This is a genomic window from Eikenella glucosivorans, from assembly GCF_016025525.2.
Classification (GTDB): domain Bacteria; phylum Pseudomonadota; class Gammaproteobacteria; order Burkholderiales; family Neisseriaceae; genus Eikenella; species Eikenella glucosivorans.
The window spans coordinates 229,183-255,221 of sequence record NZ_JACSGR010000001.1; the positions used below are offsets into that span (position 1 = coordinate 229,183).

Below are 26,039 nucleotides of genomic sequence, written 5' to 3' on the forward strand. Positions count from 1 at the left end.
TCAAAATCTAAGGAGTTTTCCCCATGCGCAAACTGCAAAACACGCTGTATATCACCACCCAAGGCAGCTATCTGCATAAGGAGCGGGAGACGCTGGTGGTGGAGCAGGAGCGTAAGAAGGTGGCGCAGTTGCCGGTGCATTCCATCGGGCATATTTTCTGTTTCGGCAATGTGCTGGTGTCGCCGTTTTTGCTGGGGTTTTGCGGTGAAAATAATGTGAATCTGGCGTTTTTTACCGAAAACGGACGTTTCCTGGGACGGTTGCAGGGGCGGCAAAGCGGCAATGTGCTGTTGCGGCGGGCGCAGTATCGGCTGTCGGAACAAAATCCCGTGCCGATTGCCCGCAGTATCATCGCGGCGAAAATTCAGGCAAGCAAGCGTGTGCTTCAGCGGCAGATTCGCAATCACGGCGAGAATGAAGAGATTCAGACGACGGTTGCCGCGCTGAATTTTTCTTTGCAGCAGCTGAAACGGGTGGACAATTTGGAGCTGATACGCGGTATTGAAGGCGATGCGGCGGCGCGTTATTTTGGCGTGTTCGGGCAGCTTTTGAACGAGAAAAGCGGCTTTGCTTTTGATGGGCGCAACCGCCGTCCGCCCAGAGATGGGGTGAACGCGCTTTTGTCCTTTGTGTACAGTATTTTGGGCAAGGACATCAGCGGCGCGCTGCAAGGCGTGGGGCTGGATCCGCAGGTGGGTTTTCTGCACGCCGACCGCCCGGGACGCGACAGTCTGGCACAGGATATTTTGGAGGAGTTTCGCGCGTGGTGGGCGGACAGGCTGGTGCTGTCGCTGATTAACCGCGGGCAAATCAAGCCGCAGGATTTTGTGCAGGAAGCAAGCGGCGCGGTAAGTTTGAAGGCGGAGGCGCGGAAACTGTTGTTCCAAACCTTGCAGGCAAAAAAGCAGGAGAAAATCGTTCATCCGTTTTTGGGTGAAGAAGTGGAAATCGGCCTCTTGCCTTATATTCAGTCTATGCTTTTGGCGCGTCATCTGCGCGGAGATTTGGCGGCGTATCCGCCGTTTTTGATGAGGTAGCTTTGAGGTCGTCTGAAAGCAGGTGTTTCAGACGACCTTTGAGGCTACCTGAAAAATAGGAATGCAAAATGCTGATGCTGATTACTTACGATATTTCGCTGGAAGACGCCGAAGGGCAGGCCAGGCTCAGGCGCGTGGCGAAACTCTGCCAAGACTACGGCGTACGCGTGCAGTATTCCGTGTTCGAATGCGACATCGCACCCGACCAATGGGTGATTTTAAAAGACAAACTGTTGAAAACCTACCGGCCCGAAACCGATAGCCTGCGCTTTTACCACTTGGGTAGCAAATGGCGGCGAAAAGTGGAACACCACGGCGCGAAACCGGCGGTGGATATATTCAAGGATACATTGATTGTATGAATCGCTGACCTATGGTTCTCATGAAAACACGATGGGGTTGGCGAATTCGGATTGTTCTTTAACAATCAGGATGTTGGAAACGCGGGTATAACGGATTCGGCTGTGTTATACTCCCGTTTCCGCTTCTTTCGGAAGGTTGGCGAAAATGAGGCTGCAAAGCCAAGTTGCGCAAGGCTTTCGGAAGGGGCATCAGCCGCCTTCGGGCGGCTGTGTGTTGAAACAAAACAAGAAAAAGAAAAATCACTCCCAACATGTCAGCCGCCTTCGGGCGGCTGTGTGTTGAAACTATGAGCTTGCCGCGCTGGTTGGTCACGAAGGTTCAGCCGCCTTCGGGCGGCTGTGTGTTGAAACACGGTAACCGGCGACAAAACCTACTTCAACGGGGTCAGCCGCCTTCGGGCGGCTGTGTGTTGAAACCCAGCCGCAGCCCAATCAGCTGCTGCTGGAAAAAGTCAGCCGCCTTCGGGCGGCTGTGTGTTGAAACCGGGCAGGATTGGCAGCTGGCTAGGCTGCTGAACTCAGCCGCCTTCGGGCGGCTGTGTGTTGAAACGCCGTTTGAAATGGGCTATATCGACCGGGGAAGCTCAGCCGCCTTCGGGCGGCTGTGTGTTGAAACTTGCCCGTCCTTTGGTCATGCACCATCTCGCGGTGTCAGCCGCCTTCGGGCGGCTGTGTGTTGAAACTTAAGTACAATAGTACAAAAGGAAATCAAGATGAATCAGCCGCCTTCGGGCGGCTGTGTGTTGAAACTATTCGGATGCCTCAATATTCAAGGGCGTCTAATCAGCCGCCTTCGGGCGGCTGTGTGTTGAAACCAGCACGCTGCGGCTGACAACAGGGTAGCCTGCGGTCAGCCGCCTTCGGGCGGCTGTGTGTTGAAACTATCGTCAGTATTGATACTGGACGGAGCCAAACTCAGCCGCCTTCGGGCGGCTGTGTGTTGAAACGGCACGGGTAGGCGCTTGGCTGGTATTGGCGGCTCAGCCGCCTTCGGGCGGCTGTGTGTTGAAACGAGCCCGGAAGGGAAATGTCGGAGGAATACATCATCAGCCGCCTTCGGGCGGCTGTGTGTTGAAACATGATTTGCCTCTAGTTCCGCCGCGCTGGATGTTCAGCCGCCTTCGGGCGGCTGTGTGTTGAAACTTACGTGCCCAGTTTTCAGATACATCAATCATCCTCAGCCGCCTTCGGGCGGCTGTGTGTTGAAACCGGCTCATTTTGGGCAGGAAGACATGGGGGTAGTGCAGCCGCCTTCGGGCGGCTGTGTGTTGAAACTGCTCGTCCGTGCGCTTTTTCTCGCGGATTTCCTCAGCCGCCTTCGGGCGGCTGTGTGTTGAAACTCTGCAACGATGGAAGATTTGGGCTGGACGGGCATCAGCCGCCTTCGGGCGGCTGTGTGTTGAAACATTTACTGGCCGGGATATTGAAGCGCAAGGGTATCAGCCGCCTTCGGGCGGCTGTGTGTTGAAACGTCATCATCCGCCAAAACGGCGACGAGGCTACCTTTCAGCCGCCTTCGGGCGGCTGTGTGTTGAAACCGCGATGCCGACGGGCAGGTGCTCGGCGCGGTGTCAGCCGCCTTCGGGCGGCTGTGTGTTGAAACTTGTAACCAATCTGCCTGGCAATCAGACGATTCTCAGCCGCCTTCGGGCGGCTGTGTGTTGAAACCACCGCCATTATCGGCATGGTTTGCACCGCCGACCAGCCGCCTTCGGGCGGCTGTGTGTTGAAACGTAACGTTTAGCGGTTTCTTCTGCCTTGCGGGCTCAGCCGCCTTCGGGCGGCTGTGTGTTGAAACATCTATCATTTCTACTAAATAATTAAATCTCTTCAGCCGCCTTCGGGCGGCTGTGTGTTGAAACATGGTGTGTAGTCCTTAAATGGTGGTGGCTTTTATCAGCCGCCTTCGGGCGGCTGTGTGTTGAAACCATCCAGCGGCGGTTGATGCGGATGCGCACGTCGTCAGCCGCCTTCGGGCGGCTGTGTGTTGAAACTCCATGCGTGTAAAAATATACTGCATATACTGCATCAGCCGCCTTCGGGCGGCTGTGTGTTGAAACAATCCGCGACCCGCGCAAATCGGATGAGGTGGAATCAGCCGCCTTCGGGCGGCTGTGTGTTGAAACTCGATCAATACGTTGTCGATTCCGTAGGCGGCCATCAGCCGCCTTCGGGCGGCTGTGTGTTGAAACCATGCGTTCTGCATCAACAGCGGCACGGAACACGCTCAGCCGCCTTCGGGCGGCTGTGTGTTGAAACACTCACAAGAATCTTTTGCTGCTGCTAGTGCCTCTCAGCCGCCTTCGGGCGGCTGTGTGTTGAAACGCCGGAAGAAGCGGCCAAGCGGCGCCGCGATTTGTCAGCCGCCTTCGGGCGGCTGTGTGTTGAAACTAATCGGTTTTGCCGTGGTTATCCCCGCCATTATCAGCCGCCTTCGGGCGGCTGTGTGTTGAAACCGGCCAGGTTGACGAAGAACCGGAACAAGTAGGGCTCAGCCGCCTTCGGGCGGCTGTGTGTTGAAACTTTGCATTGGCGGCGGGGTGAACCCCTCCAACGAATCAGCCGCCTTCGGGCGGCTGTGTGTTGAAACAACGTGACCCATACTACGTTCAATCCGGAAAACAATCAGCCGCCTTCGGGCGGCTGTGTGTTGAAACCACGGCGTACCACAGCTGATGCAAGGCTTGCCCCTCAGCCGCCTTCGGGCGGCTGTGTGTTGAAACTTATGCGCGCTTAAAAATATGTGGAACATTTGGATCAGCCGCCTTCGGGCGGCTGTGTGTTGAAACAAAATCGCCAAATGAGAGGATCTGGCGGCGGTTTCAGCCGCCTTCGGGCGGCTGTGTGTTGAAACGCGTTGTGGTAGGCGTCCCAAACGGATTCAACGCTCAGCCGCCTTCGGGCGGCTGTGTGTTGAAACTTTGCTTGTTAGATCACGTTACACGTATTGTTCGTTCAGCCGCCTTCGGGCGGCTGTGTGTTGAAACCGCCAAGTCATTGCGCTGGTTATCGGCTATTTCTGTCAGCCGCCTTCGGGCGGCTGTGTGTTGAAACTTATTTCCTAACCTTTGAATATATTATAGGATAACTCAGCCGCCTTCGGGCGGCTGTGTGTTGAAACACGCTTATCCATGCGGATTGCGCGGCGCGGGCTTTCAGCCGCCTTCGGGCGGCTGTGTGTTGAAACACCGCGCTGGCGGCCTTGAACATCGACTCCGACCATCAGCCGCCTTCGGGCGGCTGTGTGTTGAAACAAACAGGGCTACCGCGAGCAGGACGGGCGCATGATCAGCCGCCTTCGGGCGGCTGTGTGTTGAAACAATCTCAAAGGTAAACAAGCATGATATCGCTGATTCAGCCGCCTTCGGGCGGCTGTGTGTTGAAACTGCCCCTGTTGCCCGGGGCGCGGCATGGTTGATTCAGCCGCCTTCGGGCGGCTGTGTGTTGAAACGCTGTCGTTCAAGCCCATCTCGCGCAAGCCCGCCTCAGCCGCCTTCGGGCGGCTGTGTGTTGAAACCCTTTGTCATCCTTATAATCTTTAGGCAGATCACAGTCAGCCGCCTTCGGGCGGCTGTGTGTTGAAACTTTTACGCCGGTTGGTACGGCGGCATAAGCTTGGTCAGCCGCCTTCGGGCGGCTGTGTGTTGAAACAGGCTACCTGAAAAAGCGAGGCAGATATGCAAAATCAGCCGCCTTCGGGCGGCTGTGTGTTGAAACATGCCAAGATTGACCAATTCCGGCAGCGCCTCGGAGTCAGCCGCCTTCGGGCGGCTGTGTGTTGAAACGCCGATCAGGCTTCTCAAATGAACGTCAATCAATCAGCCGCCTTCGGGCGGCTGTGTGTTGAAACACCCACCGTCAGTGGGTAGTGGTGCAGCACATCGTCAGCCGCCTTCGGGCGGCTGTGTGTTGAAACAGCCGCGACCTGCACTTATCCGGCACCGGCTCGATCAGCCGCCTTCGGGCGGCTGTGTGTTGAAACATCTTCATCCACAATAAATCCACAATCCCTTTGAATCAGCCGCCTTCGGGCGGCTGTGTGTTGAAACAATGCCGCTGCACAGGCTGCCGTAGCGCATTTCTCAGCCGCCTTCGGGCGGCTGTGTGTTGAAACCATCAGACGGCATGCCCAGATGTGGCGGAACAGGGTCAGCCGCCTTCGGGCGGCTGTGTGTTGAAACTATACCGCATGGAGCAGGTCGGCAGTGTGGAAAGCTCAGCCGCCTTCGGGCGGCTGTGTGTTGAAACAGCCCGCAGGTGGACGAAACGCATGACAGCCTGTCAGCCGCCTTCGGGCGGCTGTGTGTTGAAACGACTTGACGGGTCAGCGCTTTCAGTTGCCGTTCGGCAGCCGCCTTCGGGCGGCTGTGTGTTGAAACGGGCTAAAGCGCCAGCTTTCAGGCAGCCCCAAAGTCAGCCGCCTTCGGGCGGCTGTGTGTTGAAACTGCGGCGGGTACGCGGGCGGTACGTCTGCCCGGGTCAGCCGCCTTCGGGCGGCTGTGTGTTGAAACGATATGAAACCATCATGGATCAGCTATCACAAATCCAGCTGCCTTCGGGAGTTGTATGCTGAAACATTTAATGTTGCTACCGTTTATGATTTCATACTAGGGCAAGACGGTGTGCATCACCCGACTTTGAGCCACATGGTGGAAAGCACTGACCAGGGGGCGAGAAACCTGGTGAACGCGCTGGTGCAGGCTGCGCCGAAGATTGCCCAGGCACGCGACAACATCCGCGCCGGCGCAATGCACGATGCGGACATTGCCGAAGAGGTGGTGCAGGCGGCGGAGAAGCTGAACCAAATCCGTGAACAGGGCGACAGCGTGGCCGACTACCTGGCACAGCAGGGCTTGTTTGGCGAAGACATGAACGCGGTATCGCGCGAGCTGCTGGCCTTCTTTGAGGAACACAAACGCAGCGGCAAGGCTATTGCCACCCTGTTGCGCAACTATTACGATGCCTTGGCGGCGCAGGGCAACCCGAACCAGCAGGATGTGTTCGGCGAGCAGGCCGCACCCGACAAACAGCAACTTTTGGAGCAAACGATAAATGACTACGAACAAGAACACGGACGAAGCGCAGACAACCGGCAACTCTTCGGGCGGGCAGACGAACGACCCGCTGGCGAGCCTGTTTCAGAAACTGAACCGCAACCCGCAGGCCGCCGAAGCGATGAGGCAGGCACTGGCGAAGACCCGCGCGGAACTGGGCGAGACGGAGAAATCTTCCGACAACAGTTAAATAAAATCATCAACGACCGGCTGGCACAAGAAAAAGGAAATAACCTGCGTGAGCGGTTGGCAAAATTACGACAGGAAACTACTGAAAAAGACCGCGAAGAATTTCTAGCCGACTACGCCAAACAAATTGATGCTATACAGCACGACAAAGTATCGGCAGATATGCATGCGCAGATGCACAATCAATTGCGCGAAGTGATGGAAGCTGTCGGCTTTAAACGAGATGGTGTGATAGGGAAAGAGGATTTCCTAGAACAGTTGGGCAGATTTTGGGACGAGCAACAAAATCCAAACAACTTGAAGCTGAGCCGCAGCGTATCCACGCAGGAGAAATACGAGCAGCGGATTGACGAGCTGTTTGCCGGCAGTAAGCCGAACTACAGTGGCCAACGGGTGCTCGACCGCTCCGATATGCTGGATATGCTGGGCTACGGCGATATGCCGCTGCACTTGGTGGAAAGCAAAGTGGTTCAGGGGCTGGACAACCACCCGCAGATGACGGCGGAGGTATGGAAGAAAATCCCGGAATGGGTGGATAAGCCTGCCGCCGTATTTGAAAGCGATACCGACAAAGACCGCTTGGTGTTTATTGCGCCGGAGAAAGTGGCGGGGCGGCCTGTGCGCATCATCATTGAACCTAATGGCAACCATCTGGAAGCGCACATCTTGGTGAATGCCTATGATGCCAACAGCAGGATGCCCTGGCAGCGTTGGGTGCGTGATGGCCTGTTGAAATATATGGACATGGCTAACGCCCACACTGTGCTGGGAAGCTCCGGCTCAAATGCCGCGTTACCGACCAGACAGCCGAGCCGTTTTGGCTCGAGTGAGGCGCAGTCGTTCCGTTCACAATTAAACGGCATGCTGGCGCAATCACGTGGGCGTAAAAAGATTCTAACCGAAAAGAACCTGCAAGGCTACCTGAAAAACAACCCTGCCCTTTCGGTGAACCCATCCCGCAACACTCAAAGCACGGCCACGCCGGAGCGGGTGGCAGAAATCCGGCAGCAGGTGGAACGCGCGGTGGGGCGGCGCAATATGCGGCTGATTGAAGTATTGACCGCCGAGGAAGCCAGCCGCCCGAACGGGGCGCAGGATTTGCGCGGGGTGGAAGGCTGGTATGACCCGCAGAGCAAACGCATCACGCTGATTGCGGACAACCTGCCCAATGCGCGGACGGCGCAGTTTGCCGCCTGGCACGAGCTGGGGCACCGCAAAATCGATGTGGCAGGCTGGCAGCAATGGCGCGGGGTGCTGGAACAGGCACGGTTGAACCCGACCATCAAGCAGCTGGCGCAAACCATCCTGCGCCAACGCAAGGCAGCGGGCGAGGCCATCAACTTCGACCAGGCCACGGAAGAGGCGGCGGTGGAACTCTACTCGGCGATGAAGAATAGCGACTATGCGGCGCTGGAGGATAAATACAAAGTGAGCGTGCCGCTGGCAATGCGCAGCGGATTGGCGGGCTACTTCTCGCGCTTTGCCAAACGTTTGCAGGCAGTGCTGGCGCGGGCGTTCGGTATTCAACACACGGACTTCGGCGACCATGAGGTGTTTGAGCTGTTGCGGAAAATTGACAGGGCGGAGGAAAATAATGCCAGCCCTGATGCGCGGCAGCAGCGCGCCATCGAACAGGGTTTTATGACTGAGCAACAATGGGAGGATTTACTGAATGAACGGCTTCAACCCGGAAGAATGGCTGGCCGAGATGGGGATACCCGAAGCACCGGCACAAGCCCCGCTGAGCAAAGAGGAATGGGTGCGGGAGCTGGCGAAGGTGCAGTCGGCAGCGGAACTCGACGCGCTGACACTACGCCTGCCCTCCGACACTTCTTTCACGGAACTCATGCAGATGTATCGGCGTTTGACCTCGACCACCCCGGACGGAAAGACCACGGATGGCTAGGCACGGGAGTGTACCTGACCGACAACCCGGATGCGGCGGAGGCTTATGCTTACGCCAAAGGCCGCCGCAACGAAGGCGGGCAGAATGTGATGCCGCTGGCGATTAAGCTGGAAAACCCCTATATCGCCGACAAGGATTTGAAAACGCGGATGCAGCATACCGACCGCCAAACCGCCGATGCGCTGACACGGCGTTTGCAGGAGATGGGGCATGATGGCGTGATTCTGAAATTGGGCGACGATGCGCATGAAGTGGTGGTGTTTGACCCGGCCAATGTGCGCAGCGTGCATGCCCAATTTGCCGAAGATAAGGCAGGCGAAAACGGGCTGTTGTACAGCCGCAGCGTGGCGGAAATGACCGATAAGGCGAAGCCGGGCTGGCTGGACAGGAACGAGCTGGGCGAATGGGAGAAAGGCTTGGCGCTGTATCACGGTGTCGGCAGGACATTGAAGCCTTTATTAGCCAAGCTGAAACTGGCCAATACCGCACCGCAGGAATTTACCGAAATGATGCGGGATTACCGCTCGCAGCGGTAAAACAAATAAACTGAATAAGTTATAGTGCAACAGATGATCACATAACGCTCAAATAAAAGGCTACCTGAAAATTTTCAGGTAGCCTTTTCGATGTAAGAACTGCAAACAATTTCGCCGATTATTTGTCGTCTTTCACTTCTTCAAACTCGGCATCCACTACGTCGTCGTTGCCTTTTTTGCTCTGGCCGGCGCCTTCGGCGGATTGGCCGGGCTGGTCGGCCTGAGCCTGTTTCTGGGCGTCGGCATACAGCATTTCGCCCAGTTTTTGGCTGGCTTTGCCCAGCTCCTCGGCTTTGGCGTCAATCGCGGCTTTGTCGTCGCCTTTCACGGCTTCTTCGGCTTCTTTGATGGCGGCTTCGATTTTTTCTTTCTCGGCTGCATCCAGTTTGTCGCCGTAGTCGGCCAGGGATTTCTTCACGGAGTGGGTCAGGGCTTCGGCCTGGTTGCGGCTCTGCACCAGCTCGTGCAGTTTTTTGTCTTCTTCGGCATTGGCTTCGGCATCTTTCACCATGCGTTCGATTTCTTCCTCGCTCAGGCCGGAAGAGCCTTGGATGGTGATGTTGGCGGCTTTGCCGGTGCCCTTGTCTTTGGCGGACACGTGCAGGATGCCGTTGGCGTCGATGTCGAAGGCCACCTCAATCTGCGGCATGCCGCGCGGGGCGGGGGCGATGTCGGTGAGGTTGAATTGGCCGAGCGATTTGTTGGCGGAGGCGCGTTCGCGCTCGCCCTGTAACACGTGGATGGTTACGGCGCTCTGGTTGTCTTCGGCGGTGGAGAATACTTGCGAAGCCTTGGTGGGGATGGTGGTGTTTTTGTTGATGAGCTTGGTCATCACGCCGCCCATGGTTTCAATACCGAGGGAGAGCGGGGTAACGTCGAGCAGCAGCACGTCGCTGCGGCCGCCGCCCAGCACTTCGCCCTGGATGGCCGCGCCCAAGGCCACGGCTTCGTCGGGGTTCACGTCTTTGCGCGGCTCTTTGCCGAAGAAGTCTTTCACGGTTTCCTGCACTTTGGGCATACGGCTCTGGCCGCCCACCAAAATCACGTCGTCGATGTCGTTCACGCTCAGGCCGGCATCTTTGATGGCGGTGCGGCAGGGGGCGATGGAGCGCTCGATCAGGTCTTCCACCAGGCTTTCGAATTTGGCGCGGGTAATCTTCATGGCCAAGTGTTTCGGGCCGGTGGCATCCATGGTGATGTAGGGCAGGTTCACTTCGGTTTGTTGGCTGCTGGAAAGCTCGATTTTGGCTTTTTCGGCGGCTTCTTTCAGGCGTTGCAGCGCCATCACGTCGGTTTTCAGGTCGATGCCTTGGTCTTTCTTGAACTCGGAAATGATGTAGTCGATCAGGCGTTGGTCGAAGTCTTCGCCGCCGAGGAAGGTGTCGCCGTTGGTGGAGAGCACTTCAAACTGTTTTTCGCCGTCCAAGTCGGCGATTTCGATGATGGAAATATCGAAGGTGCCGCCGCCGAGGTCATACACGGCGATTTTGCGGTCGCCCTTGGCGCCTTTGTCCATGCCGAAGGCCAATGCGGCTGCGGTCGGCTCGTTGATGATGCGTTTCACGTCCAAACCGGCGATGCGGCCGGCGTCTTTGGTGGCCTGGCGCTGGCTGTCGTTGAAGTAGGCCGGCACGGTGATGACGGCTTCGGTCACGGTTTCGCCCAAATAAGCTTCGGCGGCCTGCTTCATTTTGCGCAGCACTTCGGCGGAAATCTGCGGCGGAGACAATTCTTTGCCCTGCGCTTCCACCCAGGCGTCGCCGTTTTTGGCTTTGACGATTTGGAAGGGCATCAGGTCGATGTCTTTCTGCACTTCTTTGTCTTCAAATTTGTGGCCGATGAGGCGTTTCACGGCGTAGATGGTGTTTTTGGCGTTGGTTACCGCCTGGCGTTTGGCCGGCGCGCCCACGAGGATTTCGCCGCCGTCGAGATAGGCGATCACGGAGGGGGTGGTGCGCGCGCCTTCGGCGTTTTCGATTACTTTGGTCTGGCCGTTTTCGGAAATGGCCAGGCAGGAATTGGTGGTACCTAAGTCGATACCGATAACTTTTGCCATAATGGATAGCTCCTTGTTTATGTAGATTGGAACCTTTGCGCAATCCTTGAATTGGCAAAGGCTTCAGATTAGACGGCGCCTTGGCGGCGCTTTAGCTTGACCAGTAAATGGGATTGGCCGTTTTTTTTTCAAGAGAGCGTGCGATTTTCGATGTAATCGATTGATAATAGGTGATTAAAAAATTGAGGCTACCTGAAAAACGGGTGGGGCGGTGGAGGCGGTATTTGGCTGCGTGCCTTTTTCAGGTAGCCTCTGCCTTTCTTGGGCTTGCTTGAAAAAGGCTACCTGAAAAGGAGGCATGCTGCTGGGCGCGTTTCGTGCCCGAAGTATTTTTCTGCCGCCGCTATTGAAATCTACTCCGATCGCCCTGATTAAAGGCAATGTTATCCCGCTCGTTTTCCGGATGTGGTGTGGCGCGTTTGTGCTTGCCGAACAATCGTATAGTGCAAATCAATTTGTGTCATTTGAACTATAAATTATGCAAATCGCCGGCCGGTGGCTACAATGCCCACCTGCTGATATAGCTGCATTATCCCAACGAGAAATATTTATTCCCCATCACGCATTACTCACTTTAATTAAGGAGCCCGATATGTCTTCTATCAACATCAAAACCCGTGACCAGCTGGTTGGCCAGCAAGTGCCGAACGTTACTTTCCACACCCGCGTGGCTGATTCTTGGAAAGACGTGACCACCGACGAGCTGTTCAAAGGCAAAAAAGTCGTGGTGTTCGCCCTGCCCGGCGCGTTTACCCCCACCTGCTCTTCCAGCCACCTGCCGCGCTACAACGAGCTGGCTGATGCCTTCAAAGAAAACGGCATCGACGACATCCTGTGCGTGTCCGTGAACGACACCTTCGTGATGAACGCCTGGGCTGCCGACGAAGAAGCCCACAACATCACCATGATCCCCGACGGCAACGCCGAATTCACCCGCGGCATGGGCATGGTGGTAAATGAAGAAGCCATCGGCTTCGGCCCGCGCTCTTGGCGCTACTCCATGCTGGTGGACAACGGCAAAATCGTGGAAGCCTTCATCGAGCCGATTAAAGAAGGCGACCCCTTTGAAGTGTCCGACGCCGACACCATGCTGAAATTCGTGGCCCCAAACTGGAAACCGCAAGAATCCATCGCCATTTTCACCAAACCCGGCTGCCAATATTGCGCCAAAGCCAAAGCCGCTTTGAAAGAAAAAGGCCTGGCTTATGAAGAAATCGTGTTGGGCAAAGACGCCAGCATCGTATCCGTGCGCGCCATCACCGGCAAAGTAACCGCCCCGCAAGTGTTCATCGGCGGCAAATACATCGGCGGCAGCGAAGACTTGGACGCCTACTTGGCCAAACACGCCTAATTTCCCGCTATCCAGTTGCCAAACTAAATAGATAGCATTGCGAGCCGCCCGAGGAGGGCGGCTCTTTTCCCAAAGGCCTTTCAGGTAGCCTCTTTAGATTGCCGTTCCAAATGAAGCATGGGGCAACGCCGCAGCATTCTTCATTATTTGGCGCGGTAATACCAGCCATGCAGGCTACCTGAAAGGTCTTCCACACATAAGGAAAACAGACATGAAACACCTCACCGCAGACGTCGTCGTGATTGGCGGCGGCACCGCCGGCATGGGCGCCTTCCGCAACGCCCGCCTCTACACAGAAAATGTTTACCTCATCGAAAGCCACGTATTCGGCACCACCTGCGCCCGCGTCGGCTGCATGCCCTCCAAGCTGTTGATTGCCGCCGCCGAAGCCCGACACCATGCCCTGCACACCGACCCCTTCGGCGTGCATTTGGATAAATCCAGCATCAGCGTGAACGGCCAAGAAGTGATGCAGCGCGTGAAATCCGAGCGCGACCGCTTCGTCGGCTTCGTGGTGGAAGACGTGGAAGCCTGGCCCGCCGAGCGCCGCATCATGGGCGCTGCCAAATTCATCGACGAGCACACTGTGCAGATCGACGACCACACCCAAATCCGCGCCGACCGCATCGTGATCGCCACCGGCTCGCGCCCCATCGTGCTGCCGCAATGGCAGGCGCTGGGCGACCGCCTCATCATCAACGACGACGTGTTCTCCTGGGACACCCTGCCCGAAAGCGTGGCCGTGTTCGGCTCCGGCGTGATCGGGTTGGAGCTCGGCCAAGCCTTGAGCCGGCTGGGCGTACGTGTGGAAATGTTCGGTCTGGGCGGCCTCATCGGCGGCATTTCCGACCCCGTGGTGCTGGAAGACGCCCGGGAAATCTTCGGCCAAGAAATCCCGCTGCACCTCAACGCCCACACCGAAACTAGGCTCAACGACAAAGGCCAAGTGGAAGTGGCGTGGACGCAAGACGGCGAAAGCGGCGTGTTCACCGCCGACTACCTGCTCGCCGCTATCGGCCGCCGCCCCAATGTGGACAACATCGGGCTGGAAAACCTCAATATCGAGAAAGACGCGCGCGGCGTGCCCACCGCCAACCCGCGCACCATGCAAACCAGCATCCCGCACATCTTCATCGCCGGCGATGCCTCCAACCAGCTGCCCCTGCTGCACGAAGCCGCCGACCAGGGCAAGATCGCCGGCGAAAATGCCGGCCGCTATCCCGACGTGCGCCCCGGCCTGCGCCGCAGCCTGATTGGCGTGATCTTCTCCGACCCGCAGATCATCAGCGTGGGCGCCCGCTTCAGCCAGCTGGAAAAAGAATACGGCGATAAACTGCTCACCGGCCAGGTATCCTTCCGCAACCAAGGCCGCAGCCGCGTGATGCTGGTCAACCAAGGCAGCCTGCGCGTGTATGCCGACCGTGAAACCGGCCGCTTCCTCGGCGCCGAAGGCGTGGGCCCCGCGCTGGAGCACATCGCCCACCTGCTCGCCTGGGCGCACCAGCAGCAGATGACCATCCCGCAGATGCTGGATATGCCCTTTTATCACCCCGTAATCGAAGAAGGCGTGCGCACTGCCCTGCGCGACGTGGCCGCCAAGCTGGCCGCCTAAGGCTGCCCATTGGTACAACCGGGGCTGAGCTTCGGCAAAACTGAAAACAAACGGCAAGCGGATTCAATCCGTTTGCCGTTTTTGCGCGCCTTGGGTTTGCGTGGGAGCAAGCGTGTTTTGCCTAGGGATATTTTTCAGGTAGCCTGCTTTGTTCTATACAGGCTACCTGAAAATCTCTGTCGCTGCGGGGTGAGCATGTTGAGCTTCGCAGAAGCTCCGTTTAACTGCGTTGAAGCTGCGCTTTCAGGTAGCCTTTGGCTGCCGTGCAAGCGTTTATTCTTCCGCCGCTTCGCCTGTTGTCGCTTCCTGCGGCTCGGGCAGGGCGTCGGTGCCGGCTTGCTCCACCAGTTTTTCGTCCAGCCGTTTGTTGGTTTTTAGGCCCATCTGGCGGAGTTTTTCAGCGCGGCGCACAAGATTGCCGGTGCCGGAATAGAGCTGTTTGTAGGCGGTTTGGTAGCTGTCTTGCGCCTGCTGGAGGTTTTTGCCCACTTTTTCCAGGGTGTCCACGAAGCCGGTGAATTTGTCGTAGAGTTTGCCGCCTTCTTCGGCAATTTGCAGGGCGTTGCGGTTTTGGTTTTCGTAGCGCCAGATATTGGCCACGGTGCGCAGGGTGGCCAGGAGCGTGCTGGGGCCGACGAGCACGATGCGCTTTTCGAAGCTGGTTTGGAACAGCTCGGGGTCTTGCTGTAGCGCCAAAAGGTAGGCGGGCTCCACGGGCACGAACATCAACACGAAATCGGGCGATTCGATGCCTTCTATCTCGCCGTAGGGCTTGGCGGCGAGCTCTTTGATGTGCTGGTGTACGGAAGCGAGGTGGGCGGCAAGCGCGGCGGCGGCCTGCTCGGGGCTGTCGGCCTGGGTGTAGCGCACGTAGGCGGTGAGGGAAACTTTGGAATCGATGATGATGTGTTTGCGGTCGGGCAGCTTCACGATCACGTCGGGCTGGAGGTAGCGGCTGCTGCCGTCTTCTTCGATGTGGCGGCCGCCGCTCTGCACTTCGTATTCGCGGCCTTTGGTGAGGCCGGAGCTTTCGAGCACTTTTTCCAGAATCATTTCGCCCCAGTTGCCTTGGCTTTTGTTGCGGCTGCCGGTGAGGGCTTGGGTGAGGGCTTGGGCGTCGTCGTGCAGGCGGGCGTTGAGCTGTTGCAGGCGTTTGAGCTCGTTTTCCAGGGTGTTCCGCTCTTTGGCTTCTTTTTCGTAGGTGTTTTGTACGAGCTGGCTGAAGCCTTGCAGTTTTTCGTTGAGCGGGTGGAGCAGCTGGTCGAGCTCTTTGCGGTTTTGCTCGGAAAAGCGCTGGCTTTTTTCTTCGAGAATGCGGTTAGCGAGGTTTTGGAATTGTTCGCTCAGGTTTTGGCGGGCGTCGTTTAAAAGCACGATCTGCTCGGCGTGGGCTTGCCGCTGCTGTTCGATTTGGGTTTGCACGCGCTGGTGTTGCAGGCGGCTGGCGGCGAGCTCTTGCTGGGCGGTGTCGAGCTGGCTTTGCAGCTGCTGCTGCTGTTCGGCAAGCTCGCTGCGTTCGCGCTGGAGGTGTTGCACGGATTGCTCGGCGGCCACGGCGCGGCTTTGCCGGCTTTCGCTTTCTTCCTGTTCGGCGGCAAGCTGTTGCTTGGTATCGGAAAGATCGCGCAGCAGTTGCTGCTGCCGTTCGGCGGCTTCGGCCAGGCGGTTGGTGAAATGCTGCACGGATTGCTCAGCGGCAGCGCTGCGGGCTTGGTAGTCTTGCGCGGCCTGCTGGACGGCGGCAAGCTGCCGGCGGGTGTCGGCCAGGTCTTGGGCGGTTTGGCTTTGTTGCTGTTCGCTTTGTTGCTGCAGTTGCTGTTGCAGGGCGAGGCTGTGTTGCAGGCGGTCGGTTTCCTGCTGCCAGCCGTGCTGCGCGGCCTGTTGGCGGGCGCGCAGCCACAGCCACGCGAACAGGATGCCGAGCAGCACGGCGGCGAGGCAGGAGGCAAGTAGGGCGGGAAGGGTGAAGGTCATGAGGGCTACCTGAAAATATAAGCTTCGGCGAAGCCGGGCGTGGAAAGGTTTGCGGCAAGGGGGTGCGCGCTAGGTTTCTAGGGCAATCCGCACGATTTTATCTGCCTGCGGGCTGTGCTGCCAGTAATCGCGCCACAGTTCGAGGCTTTCCATCAGATAGGCAGACAGCCGGGCATCGTGCCGTTGCAGGTCGGCCAGGCCGGTGAAGGTGATGCGGATATGCCGCTGCGGCAGCCAGCCCAAATCGCGCAGGCAGTCGTTGAGCGAATCGCCGCCGCCGTTGAAATAGGCGGGCAGCTCGAAGGCTTCCTGCATACGCCGCATCAGGCTGCGGTGGTTTCTCAGGTTCGATACGTCCACGCTGATAACGAGCGTGTCGGCATCGGCAAGGGTTTGGCGGATAAAGCGGCTCATGGTTTTTCCCTGTTTGAGGCTACCTGAAAGCGTAAGCTTCAACGAAGTTAAAACGGTTATGTATTTTTTTCAGGTAGCCTTTCCTCCGGATGAGGCTACCTGAAAATTAAAGAGGCCTTAGCCTAGCCAAGGCGGTGCCCATTTTAGCGCAGAGCCCTGCGTTTCCCTAATGCCCGCCAAGCGCTTCCTTTGCTATAATCCCGCCAATTTAATTTATGTAAGCAACAGGCTACCTGAAACCGCATGAGCGCCGATTTCCACCTCCGCTTTTCCATCCAAGGCTGGCACGCCGCCTCCACCCGCCTGCACACCGGCGAAGAATGGGCGGCGTGGACTTCAGGCCGTCTGAACGCCGCCGAACTGCCCGACACGCCGCCGAAAGTGGATTTCCTGCCCGCCATGCAGCGGCGCAGGCTCGGCCTCTCGGCGCGGCTGCTGTTTGCGGCGGCGCACCCCTTGCTGGCGGACGGCGAAACCTGCCCGCTGGTGCTCGCCTCGCACGACGGCGAAATCAACCGCAGCTTCGGCTTGTGGACCACGCTGTTGCGCGACAACGAAGTTTCGCCCACCTCCTTCGGCCTTTCCGTACATAACGCCCTGGCCGGGCAGTGGTCGATGCTGCGCGGCGACATGAGCGAGAACACCGCGCTTTCCGTGCGGCAGAGCGGCTTGGAAACCGCCGTGCTCGAAGCGGCCGGCCTGCTGGCCGACGGCGCGGAACGCGTGCTGGCGGTGGTGGTGGACGAACCTTTGCAGGCGCAATATCCCGCCGCGCCCGCCGAACGCGCGCCCTTCGCCCACGCACTCGCCCTGCTGCTCACTGCCGGCGGAGAATGGGAGCTTTCCCCCGCCGCATACAATATCGAAAACGTGGCAGACATCGGCTACTGGGGCGCGCTCGAATGGCTGAGGCAGCGGTTTTCAGGTAGCCGCGAATGGGTAAACCAATATGCAGACGAGGCTTGGCAATGGCGGCGGCTTACCCCTTGAGTGCCCGATTGAACCGCCTGTGGCGGCTGCTGGCCACCGGGCTGGGCTTCGTGTTTTTCGGCGTGTTCGGCGTGCTGCTGCAAATCGTCTTGCTGCCGTGGCTGCTCCGCCGTTCGCCCACGCTGGCGCAGCAGAAGCAGGCGCGCCGCGTGGTAACGCGCACTTGGCTGTGGTTCAGTTATTATCTGATGCGCTCGGGCATTTTGAGCGCGGAATTTGAAGGCTTCGAGCAGCTCGGCCGCCCCGGACAGCTGATTTTGGCCAACCACCCTTCGCTGCTGGACGTGGTGTTCCTGCTCGGTCGCGTGCCGGAAGCCAACTGCATCGTGAAGGCCGATTTGCAGCGCAACCCGGCCATGATTGGGCAAATCCGCGCCTGCGGCTACCTGCCCAATCAGGAAGATTTGGATTTTGTCGAAGCCGTGCACGAAGTATTGCAGCGGCAATGCCTGCTGGTGTTCCCCGAAGGCACGCGCACCGGCTGGGACGGCGTGGTGAAATTCCATCGCGGCGCGGTGTCCATCGGCTTGCGCAGCGCGCAGGTGATCACGCCCGTGGTGATTCAAATGCGCCCGCCGAACTTCAAAAAAGGCCAGCCTTGGTACGCCATCCCGCTGCAAAAACCGGCCTACCGCTTTATCGTGGGCGACGACATCAATCCGCAGGATTGGCTCGGCAAGCACCCACTGCCCATCGCCGCCCGCCGCCTCAACGACCAACTGCAACACTATTTCAACGAAAGAAGCCAAGAAAATGACTGAATTGAAACAAGAAATCAAACAACTGATTATCGACAGCCTCGGCCTGGAAGACCTCACCCCCGCCGACATCGGCGACGAAGAAGCCCTGTTCGGCGACAGCGGCCTCGGGCTGGATTCCGTGGACGCGCTGGAACTCGGCCTGGCCGTGCAAAAACACTTCGGCTTCCAGCTCGACGGCGAAAGCCAGGAACTGCGCGACAGCTTCGCCAATGTGTCCACGCTGGCCTCCTTCGTGCAAAAGCAACGCGGCTAGCCAAAGCACTTCCGGCTTCCTACCGCGTTGGCTCGCCTTGCCGTACCACTTGTACTGTCTGCGGCTCGCCGCCTTGTATGAAGCCGGAATTGCTTTGGCTCAAACAATCCATTAAAGGCTACCTGAAAGCTAACTTCTGCGAAGCTAAAACCGTAGGTCGGGCATTCATGCCCGACAACCATTCCATCTTTCCGCCATGTAAGGAATACCCCATGACCGAAACCGAAATCCGCGCCTTCCTGTTCGACATCCTGGAAAACCTGTTCGAAATCGACACCAGCGAAGTTACCGGCAGCACCAACCTCTACGAAGACCTCGAAATCGACAGCATCGACGCCATCGACCTGCTCGACCAAATCAAACGCCAAACCGGCTACAAACTCCAGGCCGAAGACTTCCGCAACGTCCGCACCATCGACGACATCATCGCCGCCGTCTCCAAACTCTACCAAGACGCCAAACCTGAAGCGTGAAAACCGCCGCCAAAATCCTGCTCGGCCTCCTCAGCCTGCTCTACCCCCTCTTGTGGTACTACGGGCGGGAGCAGGGCTGGTTTTACCCCCTGGCCGGGCTGATGCTGCTGCTCTGGCTCGCCCGCGCCGCCATGCAGCGCGACCCCGCGCAAAAACGCCTCTCCCTGCTGATTGCCGCCTTCTTTGCCGCCACCCTGCTTTTCAGACGGCCTGACAGCATGTATTGGTATCCCGTGTGGGTGAACGGCCTGCTGCTCTTCCTCTTCGGCCTCAGCCTCACGCAAAAGCAAAGCGCCATAGAACGCCTCGCCCGCCTGCAACACCCCGACCTGCCGCCCGAAGGCGTGGCCTACACCCGCCGCGTTACCCAAATCTGGTGCGCCTTCTTCGCCCTCAACGGCGGCACCGCCGCCCTTCTCGCGCTACTCGGCCAACACCGCTGGTGGGCGCTCTACACCGGCCTCATCGCCTACATCCTGATGGGCCTCCTGATGGGCGGCGAATTGGCCTACCGCAAATGGGTGTTGAAGCTGTAGGCGAAGTTTGGCATGGCAATACTTGACCGCATCCATAGGCAAACCCGTGCAAAAGAAGCACGGGTTTGGTTTTCAGGTAGCCTTTCCGGTTGGTTTGCTAACGGATTACCCAATCAAAACAGCATGGCGCAGGCACATGCTGTTTTGGTGTGGCGGTGGCTACCTGAAAACCCGATTCCGGGCGTTTAATGCGTGCAGCCGCCATTTCCGCCGCCACATTCGCTTAGCTTCGCGGAAACTCGCTTTGCTCGTTTTAACTGCGTTGAAGCGGCGCTTTCAGGTAGCCTTTCGGTTTCTGCGGCTTCATCGGGATGATAGGCCAGCGGCACCAGGTCGAGCTTGGCCATCAGGGCGCGGTCGCCGTCTTCGCCGGGGTTTTCGGTGGTGAGCAGTTTGTCGCCGTAGAAGATTGAGTTGGCGCCGGCGAGGAAACACATGGCCTGCATGGCTTCGGGCATATTGCTGCGGCCGGCGGAAAGGCGCACGAAGCTTTCGGGCATGGTGATGCGCGCCACGGCGATGGTGCGCACGAATTCGGTCCAATCCAAATCTTCCGCATCCGCCAGCGGCGTGCCTTCCACTTTCACCAATTGGTTGATCGGCACGCTTTCGGGCTGCGGGTCGAGGTTGGCGAGGCTGGCGATGAGCCCGGCGCGTTCGGCGCGGGTTTCGTTCATACCGACGATGCCGCCGCAGCACACCTTCAGGCCGGCGTTGCGCACTTTGCCCAGGGTGTCCATGCGGTCTTCGTGGTGGCGGGTGTGGATGATGTCGTTGTAGCGCTCGGGGTCGGTGTCGAGGTTGTGGTTGTAGTAGTCCAAACCGGCTTTTTTGAAGTCTTCCGCCATACCGTCTTCGAGCATGCCGAAGGTGCCGCAGGTTTCCATGCCCAAGTTTTTCACGGCTTTGATGATGGCGGAAACGGTTTCCACATCTTTGGGTTTGGGGCCGCGCCATGCCGCGCCCATGCAGAAGCGGCTGGCGCCGCGCGCTTTGGCGATTTTGGCTTTTTCGACGATTTCGTCCACATCCATCATCTGCTCTTTGCCCAAGTTGGTGTGGTGGTGTGCGGATTGCGGGCAGTAGGCGCAGTCTTCGGGGCAGCCGCCGGTTTTGATGGAGAGCAGGGTGGAAAGTTGGATTTCGCGCGGGTTGAAATTTTGGCGGTGGGTTTCGGCGGCCTGGTAAACCAGCTCGAGGAAGGGCAGCCCGAACAGGGCTTCGACGTCGCATTTTTTCCAATAGCGCGCAGTGGGATGCGGCTTGCGCTCGGTTTGCCGGCGCAAGGCGATGGGGGAGATGGTCATTTTGTATGTCCTTAAAAATTCGCGGCGGCGCAATGTCGCCGACGGGCAAGGCCGGGTCGCAATGTCCGCGGGCTGCCCTGGGGAGGCGTGAGTGTAGCCAAAAATGGGGGAAGAGGCTACCTGAAAAGTTTCAGGTAGCCTTTGTGTGGTGTGGACATCGATGCCTGTTGCCAGTCATATAGTGGATGAACAAAAACCAGTACGGCGTTGCCTCGCCTTTCCGTACTATCTGTACTGTCTGCGGCTTCGTCGCCTTGTCCTGATTTTTGTTCATCCACTATATTAATTAGAGCAAAGTCGGCATAGATGCCTGAGCTGCTGCTTGGCTGGAAATAGGCTACCTGAAAAGGCGCTTTCTGTTTTTCAGGTAGCCTCAAGCGGGATTTATTTGCCGATGCAGAAGCGGCTGAAGATCACGCCCAGGAGGTCGTCGGCGTTGAATTCGCCGGTGATGGTGTTGCAGGCGTTTTGCGCGAGGCGCAGGTGTTCGGCGAAGAGTTCGAGCTGGTGGCGGCCGCACAGGGCGGCGAGTTCGAGCTCGGCTTGGGCGGTTTCCAGGGCTTGCAGGTGGCGGCTGCGGGCGAGGAACAGGCTTTCGCTCTCGCCCTGCCAGCCAATTTGCCGCAGTAGGGCTTGTTTGAGCAGGTCGAGGCCGGCGCCGCTTTTGGCGGAGAGTTTGATCAGGGTGTCGGCGCCGCTGGGCCGGCCGCTTTGTTCGCGCGCTTCGGCCGCTTCGCCGCTGAGGTCGATTTTGTTGCGGATTTCGATGCGTTTGAGCGCGGGGGGCAGCTGGGCGAGGATTTTGCCGGTGGCCTCGTTCAGGCCTTCGGCGGGGTCGATGAGGATTAATGCCACGTCGGCCTGCTGCACGGCCTGGCGGCTGCGCTCGATGCCGATTTGCTCCACCGGGTCGGTGGTGTCGCGCAGGCCGGCGGTGTCGATGATGTGCACGGGCACGCCTTCGAGGGTGATTTGTTCGCGCACGGTGTCGCGGGTGGTGCCGGCGATGTCGGTTACGATGGCGATGTCGTCGCCGGCCAGGGCGTTGAGCAGGCTGGATTTGCCCACGTTGGGCGCGCCCACCAGCACCACGTTCATGCCTTCGCGCAAAATGGCACCCTGTTCGGCTTGGGCGAGCACTTGGGCGAGGCGGGTTTGCAGGGCGGCGAGGCGTTCGTCTGTCCTGGCTTCGGCGAGGAAATCGATGTCTTCTTCGGGGAAGTCGAGCGTGGCTTCCACCAGCATGCGCAGGGTGATGAGCTCGTCCACCAAGGCGTGAATCTGCTGGGAAAACGCGCCTTTGAGCGAACGTACGGCCAGGCGGGCGGCGGATTGGCTGGCGGCGTCGATGAGGTCGGCCACGCTTTCGGCCTGCGCCAAATCAAGCTTGCCGTTGAGGAAGGCGCGCTTGGTGAATTCGCCCGGCTCGGCGGGCTGCGCGCCCAGCTCGAAGCAGCGCTGGAGCAGCATTTGCAGCACCACGCGCCCGCCGTGGCCGTGCAGCTCGATCACGTCTTCGCCGGTGAAGCTGGCGGGGGCGGGGAAATAGAGCAGGAGGCCGTTGTCGATCGGCTCGCCTTCGGAGTTCACAAAATCGGTGAGCAGGGTGCGGCGCGGCTGCGGGGTTTTGCCGCCGCTGATTTGCTGCGCCAGGGGCAGCAGCTGCTTGCCGGAGAGGCGGATCACGCCCACGCCGCCTTGTCCGGCGGCGGTGGCGATGGCGGCGATGGTGGGGGAGGGCTGCGGCATGGGGCTACCTGAAAAATGTGATGACCGCGGAATTATACAAGGCAGCGCAGAAAAGCGGAAAAGGCTACCTGAAAACGTAGCTTCAACGCAGTTAAAACGAAGCTGTGTTTTAGCTTCGCAGAAACTCAGCCTTGCTTCGCAAGACATCGGTCCACTGCGTTGAAGCTGCGTTTTCAGGTAGCCTTTATCGGGTGAAACGGGGCAAACGGGCGGATTATTCGTCTTCCTCATCCTCGTCTTCTTCGTCGCCCAAATCCACTTCTTCCAGCGGAATCAGGTGCGTGCGGTAGCGCAGCTTGTGGTAGAGGTAGAAGCCGAAGAAGATGGGCAGGCCCATATAGGTCACCACAATCCTTTCCCAGTCCACCTCGCCGCTCATCACCAGCTGCGTATCCTGCCCCAAGATCACCAGCACGCACATCACCAGCGCAATCAGCGGCCCGAAGGGAAACCACTTGGCGCGGTAATCCAAAGCTTTCAAATCCAGGCCCTGCGCGATGTAGGCGCGGCGGAAACGGTAGTGGCTGATGGCGATGCCCAGCCAGGCGATGAAGCCGGTGAGGCCGGAGGCCGCCAGGATGTATTGGTAGGCATTGTCGTTGAAAATCTCTATCAGAAACAGCGCCAGCACCACCGCCGCCGTGGCCAGCACCGAGCGCACCGGCACACCAAAACGGTTCACCTTGCGGAAGCTTTTATACGCCATGCCGCTCTTGCCCATGGCATACAGCATGCGCACCGAAGCATACATCCCCGAATTGCCCGCCGACAGGATCGACGTGAGGATCACCGCGTTCATCACCGCCGCCGCCATCGCCAAGCCTGCCCGCTCAAACACCAGCGTAAACGGCGATTTGGCAATTTCCGACACATTCTCCGCGCCCAGCAATTCCGGGCTGGTGTAGGGGATGAGCAGACCGATCACGAAAATCGACAAAATATAGAAAATCAGAATCCGCCAAAACACCTGCTTGATCGCCTTCGGGATACTCTCCTTCGGGTTTTCCGATTCCCCGGCGGTGATGCCGATCAGCTCCGTGCCCTGAAACGAAAAGCCCGCAATCAGAAACACGCCCAGCATGGTTAAGAGGCTACCTGAAAAACCGCCGCCCAAAAATGGCGCCTCGCCCACGGTGAAATTGGCCAGGCCCACATAGCTGCCGCCGAGAATGCCGAAAATCGTCAGCACGCCCACGCCGAGGAACACCACCACGGTTACCACCTTGATCAGCGCAAACCAATATTCCGATTCGCCAAAAGCCTCCACCGAAAGCAAATTCAGCAGCACAATCAGCCCGAAAAACAGCAGGCTCCAGCCCCAGGGCGGCATAAAGCGCATCGGCTCCCAATAGGTGATCACCAGCGCGGCAATGGAAATATCCACCGCCACCGTAATCACCCAGCTAAACCAATAATTCCAGCCCAAGGCATAGCCCAGCGAAGGATCGACAAATTTGGCCGCATAAGTGGAAAACGAGCCGGACACCGGCAGATAAGTGGCCATTTCGCCCAGCGAGGTCATCAGGAAATACACCATCAGCCCGATGGCCGCATAGGCCGCCAACGCCCCGCCCGGGCCAGCCAGGTGGATGGCGCTGCCGCTGGCCATAAAGAGCCCCGTGCCGATGCTGCCGCCGATGGCAATCATCGAGAGATGGCGGGTTTTCAGATTGCGGCGGATTTTGTTTTTGTTGGCCTGCGTGGCAGCAGGGTTGGCCGCGTTTGAGGGGTTGGGGTTCGGTGTGCTCATGTTCTGTTCTCCTCCAAGAAACTGCCTGGTGGCAGCCAAACCGAAACGTTATTTCGGCGCATTATAGGCGCACTTGCCGGGCGGTAAAACCGCTCAAACCCGCAGTTAAGTCAAATGAGCAAGAGATACCGCTTTTTTAATAGAAACATTACTCGGAACAAGGGCTTCCGACTTTCCAGAAAACCGCCTGCAAACAGGCTTTTCGCGCAAATGCTTCTGCTGCAAACCCAGTCGCCGCAACGTGTCGTAAACGCCACATCCGCGGGCGGAAGGCTACCTGAAAACACAAACGGCAGGCTGGGCGGATGGCGCCTGTTTGGAGCAAGCCGTTTTCAGGTAGCCTTTCTGCCCGTTTGTTTGCGCCAAATCTATAGAGAAGGCAGGGCGGTTTTGTTACAATAGCCGGCGGATTTTTCAGCCGTTCTTGCGGCATCCGACAAACAACCATCCGGCGGGCAGCCGCCGTTTCCGTGCATTTCAAACATAAAGGGACATCATGTCTGACAAATTGATTCTGGTATTAAACTGCGGCAGCTCCTCGGTAAAAGGCGCCGTATTAGACAGCACCAACGGCGAAGTATTGCTGAGCTGCCTGGCTGAAAAGCTCAACCTGCCCGATGCGCGCATCATTTTCAAGGCCGACGGCGGCAAACACACCGTGAGCTTGGCCGACAAACCCAACCACACCGGCGCCGTGGAAGCCCTGATGGCCGAACTGGAAGCACGCAAGCTCGACAAACGCATCGGCGCGGTCGGTCACCGCGTGGTGCACGGCGGCGAACGCTTCAAAGAATCCTGCCTGATCAACGACGAAGTGATCAAAGGTATCGAAGACTGCATCATGCTCGCCCCGCTGCACAACCCTGCCCACCTGCTCGGCATCCGCGCCGCCATGAGCATTTTCAGCCATGTGCCGCACGCTGTGGTGTTCGATACCGCCTTCCACCAATCCATGCCCGAGCACGCCTACACCTACGCCGTGCCGCGCGAGCTCTACCGCAAATACGGCCTGCGCCGCTACGGCGCCCACGGCACCAGCTACCGTTTCGTGGCCGCCGAAGCCGCCCGCCTGCTCGGCCGCAGCGAAGAAGGCCTGCGCCTGGTGATCGCCCACTTGGGCAACGGCGCCTCCATCGCCGCCTCCAACAGCGGCAAATGCTGCGACACCAGCATGGGCCTCACCCCGCTCGAAGGCCTGGTGATGGGCACCCGCAGCGGCGACATCGACGCCAACGTGTTCCCCTTCCTGCACAACAACGCCGGCATGAACATTGAAGAAATCACCGACCTCTTACACAAGAAGAGCGGCCTGCTCGGTATTTCCGAGCTCTCCAACGACTGCCGCGAAATCGAAGAGGCGGCCGGCAAAGGCCATGAAGGCGCCAAGCTTGCGCTGGAAGTGTTCGCCTACCGCCTGGCCAAATACGTTGCCTCCATGAGCGTGGCCGCCGGCGGCCTGGACGCGCTGGTGTTCACCGGCGGCATCGGCGAAAACTCCGCCACCGTCCGCAGCAAAACCATCGCCTACCTCGGTTTCCTCGGCCTCACCGTGGATGAAGAAGCCAACCTCGCCGCCCGCTTCGGCGAAAGCGGCATCATCAGCAAGCAGGGCAGCACCCCGCTGGCCATGGTGATCCCCACCAACGAAGAGCTGATGATCGCGCAAGACACCGCGCATCTGGCCGGGATCGAGTAAACGCCCGATTGAATAGCGGCCAATATTCAAAGA

At 58.5% G+C, this 26,039-nt stretch carries 18 protein-coding genes and 1 CRISPR repeat array; of the genes, 12 read left to right on the forward strand and 6 right to left on the reverse strand.

What is annotated here, in order from left to right:
• The first annotated feature begins 23 nt into the window (after positions 1–23).
• The 3 genes from cas1c to H9Q10_RS12055 all read left to right on the forward strand — a co-directional run bounded on the left by cas1c (position 24) and on the right by H9Q10_RS12055 (position 9,084).
• A complete protein-coding gene (gene cas1c, locus H9Q10_RS01035; protein ID WP_197902183.1) occupies positions 24–1,037 on the forward strand; it encodes a type I-C CRISPR-associated endonuclease Cas1c in 1,014 nt (337 codons plus the stop codon).
• Between the two features lie 68 nt (positions 1,038–1,105).
• Positions 1,106–1,399, forward strand: coding sequence for a CRISPR-associated endonuclease Cas2 (gene cas2 / locus H9Q10_RS01040; protein WP_197902184.1), 294 nt, complete (start codon positions 1,106–1,108; stop codon positions 1,397–1,399).
• A 189-nt stretch (positions 1,400–1,588) separates the two neighbouring features.
• Positions 1,589–5,910: direct repeats of the CRISPR family, unit length 32 nt; unit sequence TCAGCCGCCTTCGGGCGGCTGTGTGTTGAAAC.
• A gap of 111 nt (positions 5,911–6,021) precedes the next feature.
• On the forward strand, positions 6,022–9,084 hold the full coding sequence (locus tag H9Q10_RS12055; RefSeq protein ID WP_197902185.1) for an ADP-ribosyltransferase-containing protein: 3,063 nt from the start codon (positions 6,022–6,024) through the stop codon (positions 9,082–9,084).
• A gap of 118 nt (positions 9,085–9,202) precedes the next feature.
• Here H9Q10_RS12055 and dnaK read toward each other — a convergent pair whose 3' ends face one another.
• Complete coding sequence (gene dnaK, locus H9Q10_RS01050; RefSeq protein ID WP_197902186.1) at positions 9,203–11,140, reverse strand: molecular chaperone DnaK; 1,938 nt, start codon at positions 11,138–11,140, stop codon at positions 9,203–9,205.
• A gap of 592 nt (positions 11,141–11,732) precedes the next feature.
• Between dnaK and H9Q10_RS01055 the strand changes: the two genes are divergently transcribed.
• Together H9Q10_RS01055 and H9Q10_RS01060 are read left to right on the forward strand one after the other, a co-directional pair.
• The gene (locus H9Q10_RS01055; protein ID WP_218042235.1) at positions 11,733–12,491 is read left to right on the forward strand and encodes a glutathione peroxidase; all 759 of its coding nucleotides are present in this window, start codon (positions 11,733–11,735) and stop codon (positions 12,489–12,491) included.
• A gap of 211 nt (positions 12,492–12,702) precedes the next feature.
• Positions 12,703–14,103 carry a dihydrolipoyl dehydrogenase gene (locus H9Q10_RS01060; protein ID WP_197902187.1) on the forward strand — a complete coding sequence of 467 codons (1,401 nt, stop codon included), beginning with the start codon at positions 12,703–12,705 and terminating at the stop codon, positions 14,101–14,103.
• A gap of 273 nt (positions 14,104–14,376) precedes the next feature.
• Here the strand turns inward: H9Q10_RS01060 and H9Q10_RS01065 are convergent, their stop codons facing one another.
• Both H9Q10_RS01065 and H9Q10_RS01070 read right to left on the reverse strand, forming a co-directional pair.
• Positions 14,377–16,077, reverse strand: a complete 1,701-nt coding sequence (locus H9Q10_RS01065) for a DNA recombination protein RmuC (RefSeq protein ID WP_197902188.1) — start codon at positions 16,075–16,077, stop codon at positions 14,377–14,379.
• Positions 16,078–16,146: 69 nt separating this feature from the next.
• A complete protein-coding gene (locus H9Q10_RS01070; RefSeq protein WP_197902189.1) occupies positions 16,147–16,491 on the reverse strand; it encodes a barstar family protein in 345 nt (114 codons plus the stop codon).
• 243 nt (positions 16,492–16,734) lie between these two features.
• On the opposite strand from H9Q10_RS01070, the gene H9Q10_RS01075 reads away from it, so the two are divergent.
• The 6 genes from H9Q10_RS01075 (at position 16,735) to H9Q10_RS01100 (ending at position 19,693) form a co-directional block, all read left to right on the forward strand.
• A complete protein-coding gene (locus H9Q10_RS01075) occupies positions 16,735–17,481 on the forward strand; it encodes a beta-ketoacyl synthase chain length factor (protein ID WP_197902190.1) in 747 nt (248 codons plus the stop codon).
• Positions 17,460–18,242, forward strand: coding sequence for a lysophospholipid acyltransferase family protein (locus H9Q10_RS01080; protein WP_197902356.1), 783 nt, complete (start codon positions 17,460–17,462; stop codon positions 18,240–18,242). The genes H9Q10_RS01075 and H9Q10_RS01080 overlap by 22 nt, the downstream gene beginning before the upstream one ends.
• Positions 18,235–18,495 (forward strand): phosphopantetheine-binding protein, encoded by a 261-nt coding sequence (locus tag H9Q10_RS01085; protein WP_197902191.1) that lies wholly within the window; start codon positions 18,235–18,237, stop codon positions 18,493–18,495. Before H9Q10_RS01080 ends, H9Q10_RS01085 begins: the two co-directional genes overlap by 8 nt.
• Positions 18,496–18,707: 212 nt before the next feature.
• Positions 18,708–18,968, forward strand: coding sequence for an acyl carrier protein (locus tag H9Q10_RS01090; RefSeq protein ID WP_197902192.1), 261 nt, complete (start codon positions 18,708–18,710; stop codon positions 18,966–18,968).
• The gene (locus tag H9Q10_RS01095) at positions 18,965–19,504 is read left to right on the forward strand and encodes a COG4648 family protein (RefSeq protein ID WP_197902193.1); all 540 of its coding nucleotides are present in this window, start codon (positions 18,965–18,967) and stop codon (positions 19,502–19,504) included. Before H9Q10_RS01090 ends, H9Q10_RS01095 begins: the two co-directional genes overlap by 4 nt.
• A gap of 12 nt (positions 19,505–19,516) precedes the next feature.
• The gene (locus H9Q10_RS01100; RefSeq protein ID WP_197902194.1) at positions 19,517–19,693 is read left to right on the forward strand and encodes a hypothetical protein; all 177 of its coding nucleotides are present in this window, start codon (positions 19,517–19,519) and stop codon (positions 19,691–19,693) included.
• On the opposite strand, the gene bioB is transcribed toward H9Q10_RS01100, so the two are convergent.
• The 3 genes from bioB to H9Q10_RS01115 form a co-directional block, all read right to left on the reverse strand.
• Positions 19,690–20,811, reverse strand: coding sequence for a biotin synthase BioB (gene bioB, locus H9Q10_RS01105; protein ID WP_238480105.1), 1,122 nt, complete (start codon positions 20,809–20,811; stop codon positions 19,690–19,692). The genes H9Q10_RS01100 and bioB overlap by 4 nt on opposite strands.
• 384 nt (positions 20,812–21,195) lie before the next feature.
• Positions 21,196–22,560 (reverse strand): tRNA uridine-5-carboxymethylaminomethyl(34) synthesis GTPase MnmE, encoded by a 1,365-nt coding sequence (mnmE, locus tag H9Q10_RS01110; protein WP_197902195.1) that lies wholly within the window; start codon positions 22,558–22,560, stop codon positions 21,196–21,198.
• A gap of 214 nt (positions 22,561–22,774) precedes the next feature.
• Positions 22,775–24,310: an amino acid permease gene (locus H9Q10_RS01115; RefSeq protein WP_238480106.1), complete on the reverse strand. Its 1,536-nt coding sequence runs from the start codon at positions 24,308–24,310 to the stop codon at positions 22,775–22,777.
• Positions 24,311–24,806: 496 nt separating this feature from the next.
• Between H9Q10_RS01115 and H9Q10_RS01120 the strand changes: the two genes are divergently transcribed.
• On the forward strand, positions 24,807–26,006 hold the full coding sequence (locus H9Q10_RS01120) for an acetate kinase (RefSeq protein WP_197902196.1): 1,200 nt from the start codon (positions 24,807–24,809) through the stop codon (positions 26,004–26,006).
• Positions 26,007–26,039 lie beyond the last annotated feature (33 nt).

Excerpts from the sequence above, each read along its gene's own strand:
- cas2 (WP_197902184.1), top strand. The coding sequence starts at position 1,106 with ATGCTGATGCTGATTACTTACGATATTTCGCTGGAAGACGCCGAAGGG.
- H9Q10_RS01060 (WP_197902187.1), top strand. The coding sequence starts at position 12,703 with ATGAAACACCTCACCGCAGACGTCGTCGTGATTGGCGGCGGCACCGCC.
- bioB (WP_238480105.1), bottom strand. The coding sequence starts at position 20,811 with ATGACCATCTCCCCCATCGCCTTGCGCCGGCAAACCGAGCGCAAGCCG.
- H9Q10_RS01090 (WP_197902192.1), top strand. The coding sequence starts at position 18,708 with ATGACCGAAACCGAAATCCGCGCCTTCCTGTTCGACATCCTGGAAAAC.
- cas1c (WP_197902183.1), top strand. The coding sequence starts at position 24 with ATGCGCAAACTGCAAAACACGCTGTATATCACCACCCAAGGCAGCTAT.
- dnaK (WP_197902186.1), bottom strand. The coding sequence starts at position 11,140 with ATGGCAAAAGTTATCGGTATCGACTTAGGTACCACCAATTCCTGCCTG.
- H9Q10_RS01075 (WP_197902190.1), top strand. The coding sequence starts at position 16,735 with ATGAGCGCCGATTTCCACCTCCGCTTTTCCATCCAAGGCTGGCACGCC.
- H9Q10_RS01085 (WP_197902191.1), top strand. The coding sequence starts at position 18,235 with ATGACTGAATTGAAACAAGAAATCAAACAACTGATTATCGACAGCCTC.
- H9Q10_RS01100 (WP_197902194.1), top strand. The coding sequence starts at position 19,517 with ATGGCAATACTTGACCGCATCCATAGGCAAACCCGTGCAAAAGAAGCA.
- H9Q10_RS01120 (WP_197902196.1), top strand. The coding sequence starts at position 24,807 with ATGTCTGACAAATTGATTCTGGTATTAAACTGCGGCAGCTCCTCGGTA.
- mnmE (WP_197902195.1), bottom strand. The coding sequence starts at position 22,560 with ATGCCGCAGCCCTCCCCCACCATCGCCGCCATCGCCACCGCCGCCGGA.
- H9Q10_RS01115 (WP_238480106.1), bottom strand. The coding sequence starts at position 24,310 with ATGAGCACACCGAACCCCAACCCCTCAAACGCGGCCAACCCTGCTGCC.
- H9Q10_RS01070 (WP_197902189.1), bottom strand. The coding sequence starts at position 16,491 with ATGAGCCGCTTTATCCGCCAAACCCTTGCCGATGCCGACACGCTCGTT.
- H9Q10_RS01080 (WP_197902356.1), top strand. The coding sequence starts at position 17,460 with ATGGCGGCGGCTTACCCCTTGAGTGCCCGATTGAACCGCCTGTGGCGG.
- H9Q10_RS01055 (WP_218042235.1), top strand. The coding sequence starts at position 11,733 with ATGTCTTCTATCAACATCAAAACCCGTGACCAGCTGGTTGGCCAGCAA.
- H9Q10_RS01065 (WP_197902188.1), bottom strand. The coding sequence starts at position 16,077 with ATGACCTTCACCCTTCCCGCCCTACTTGCCTCCTGCCTCGCCGCCGTG.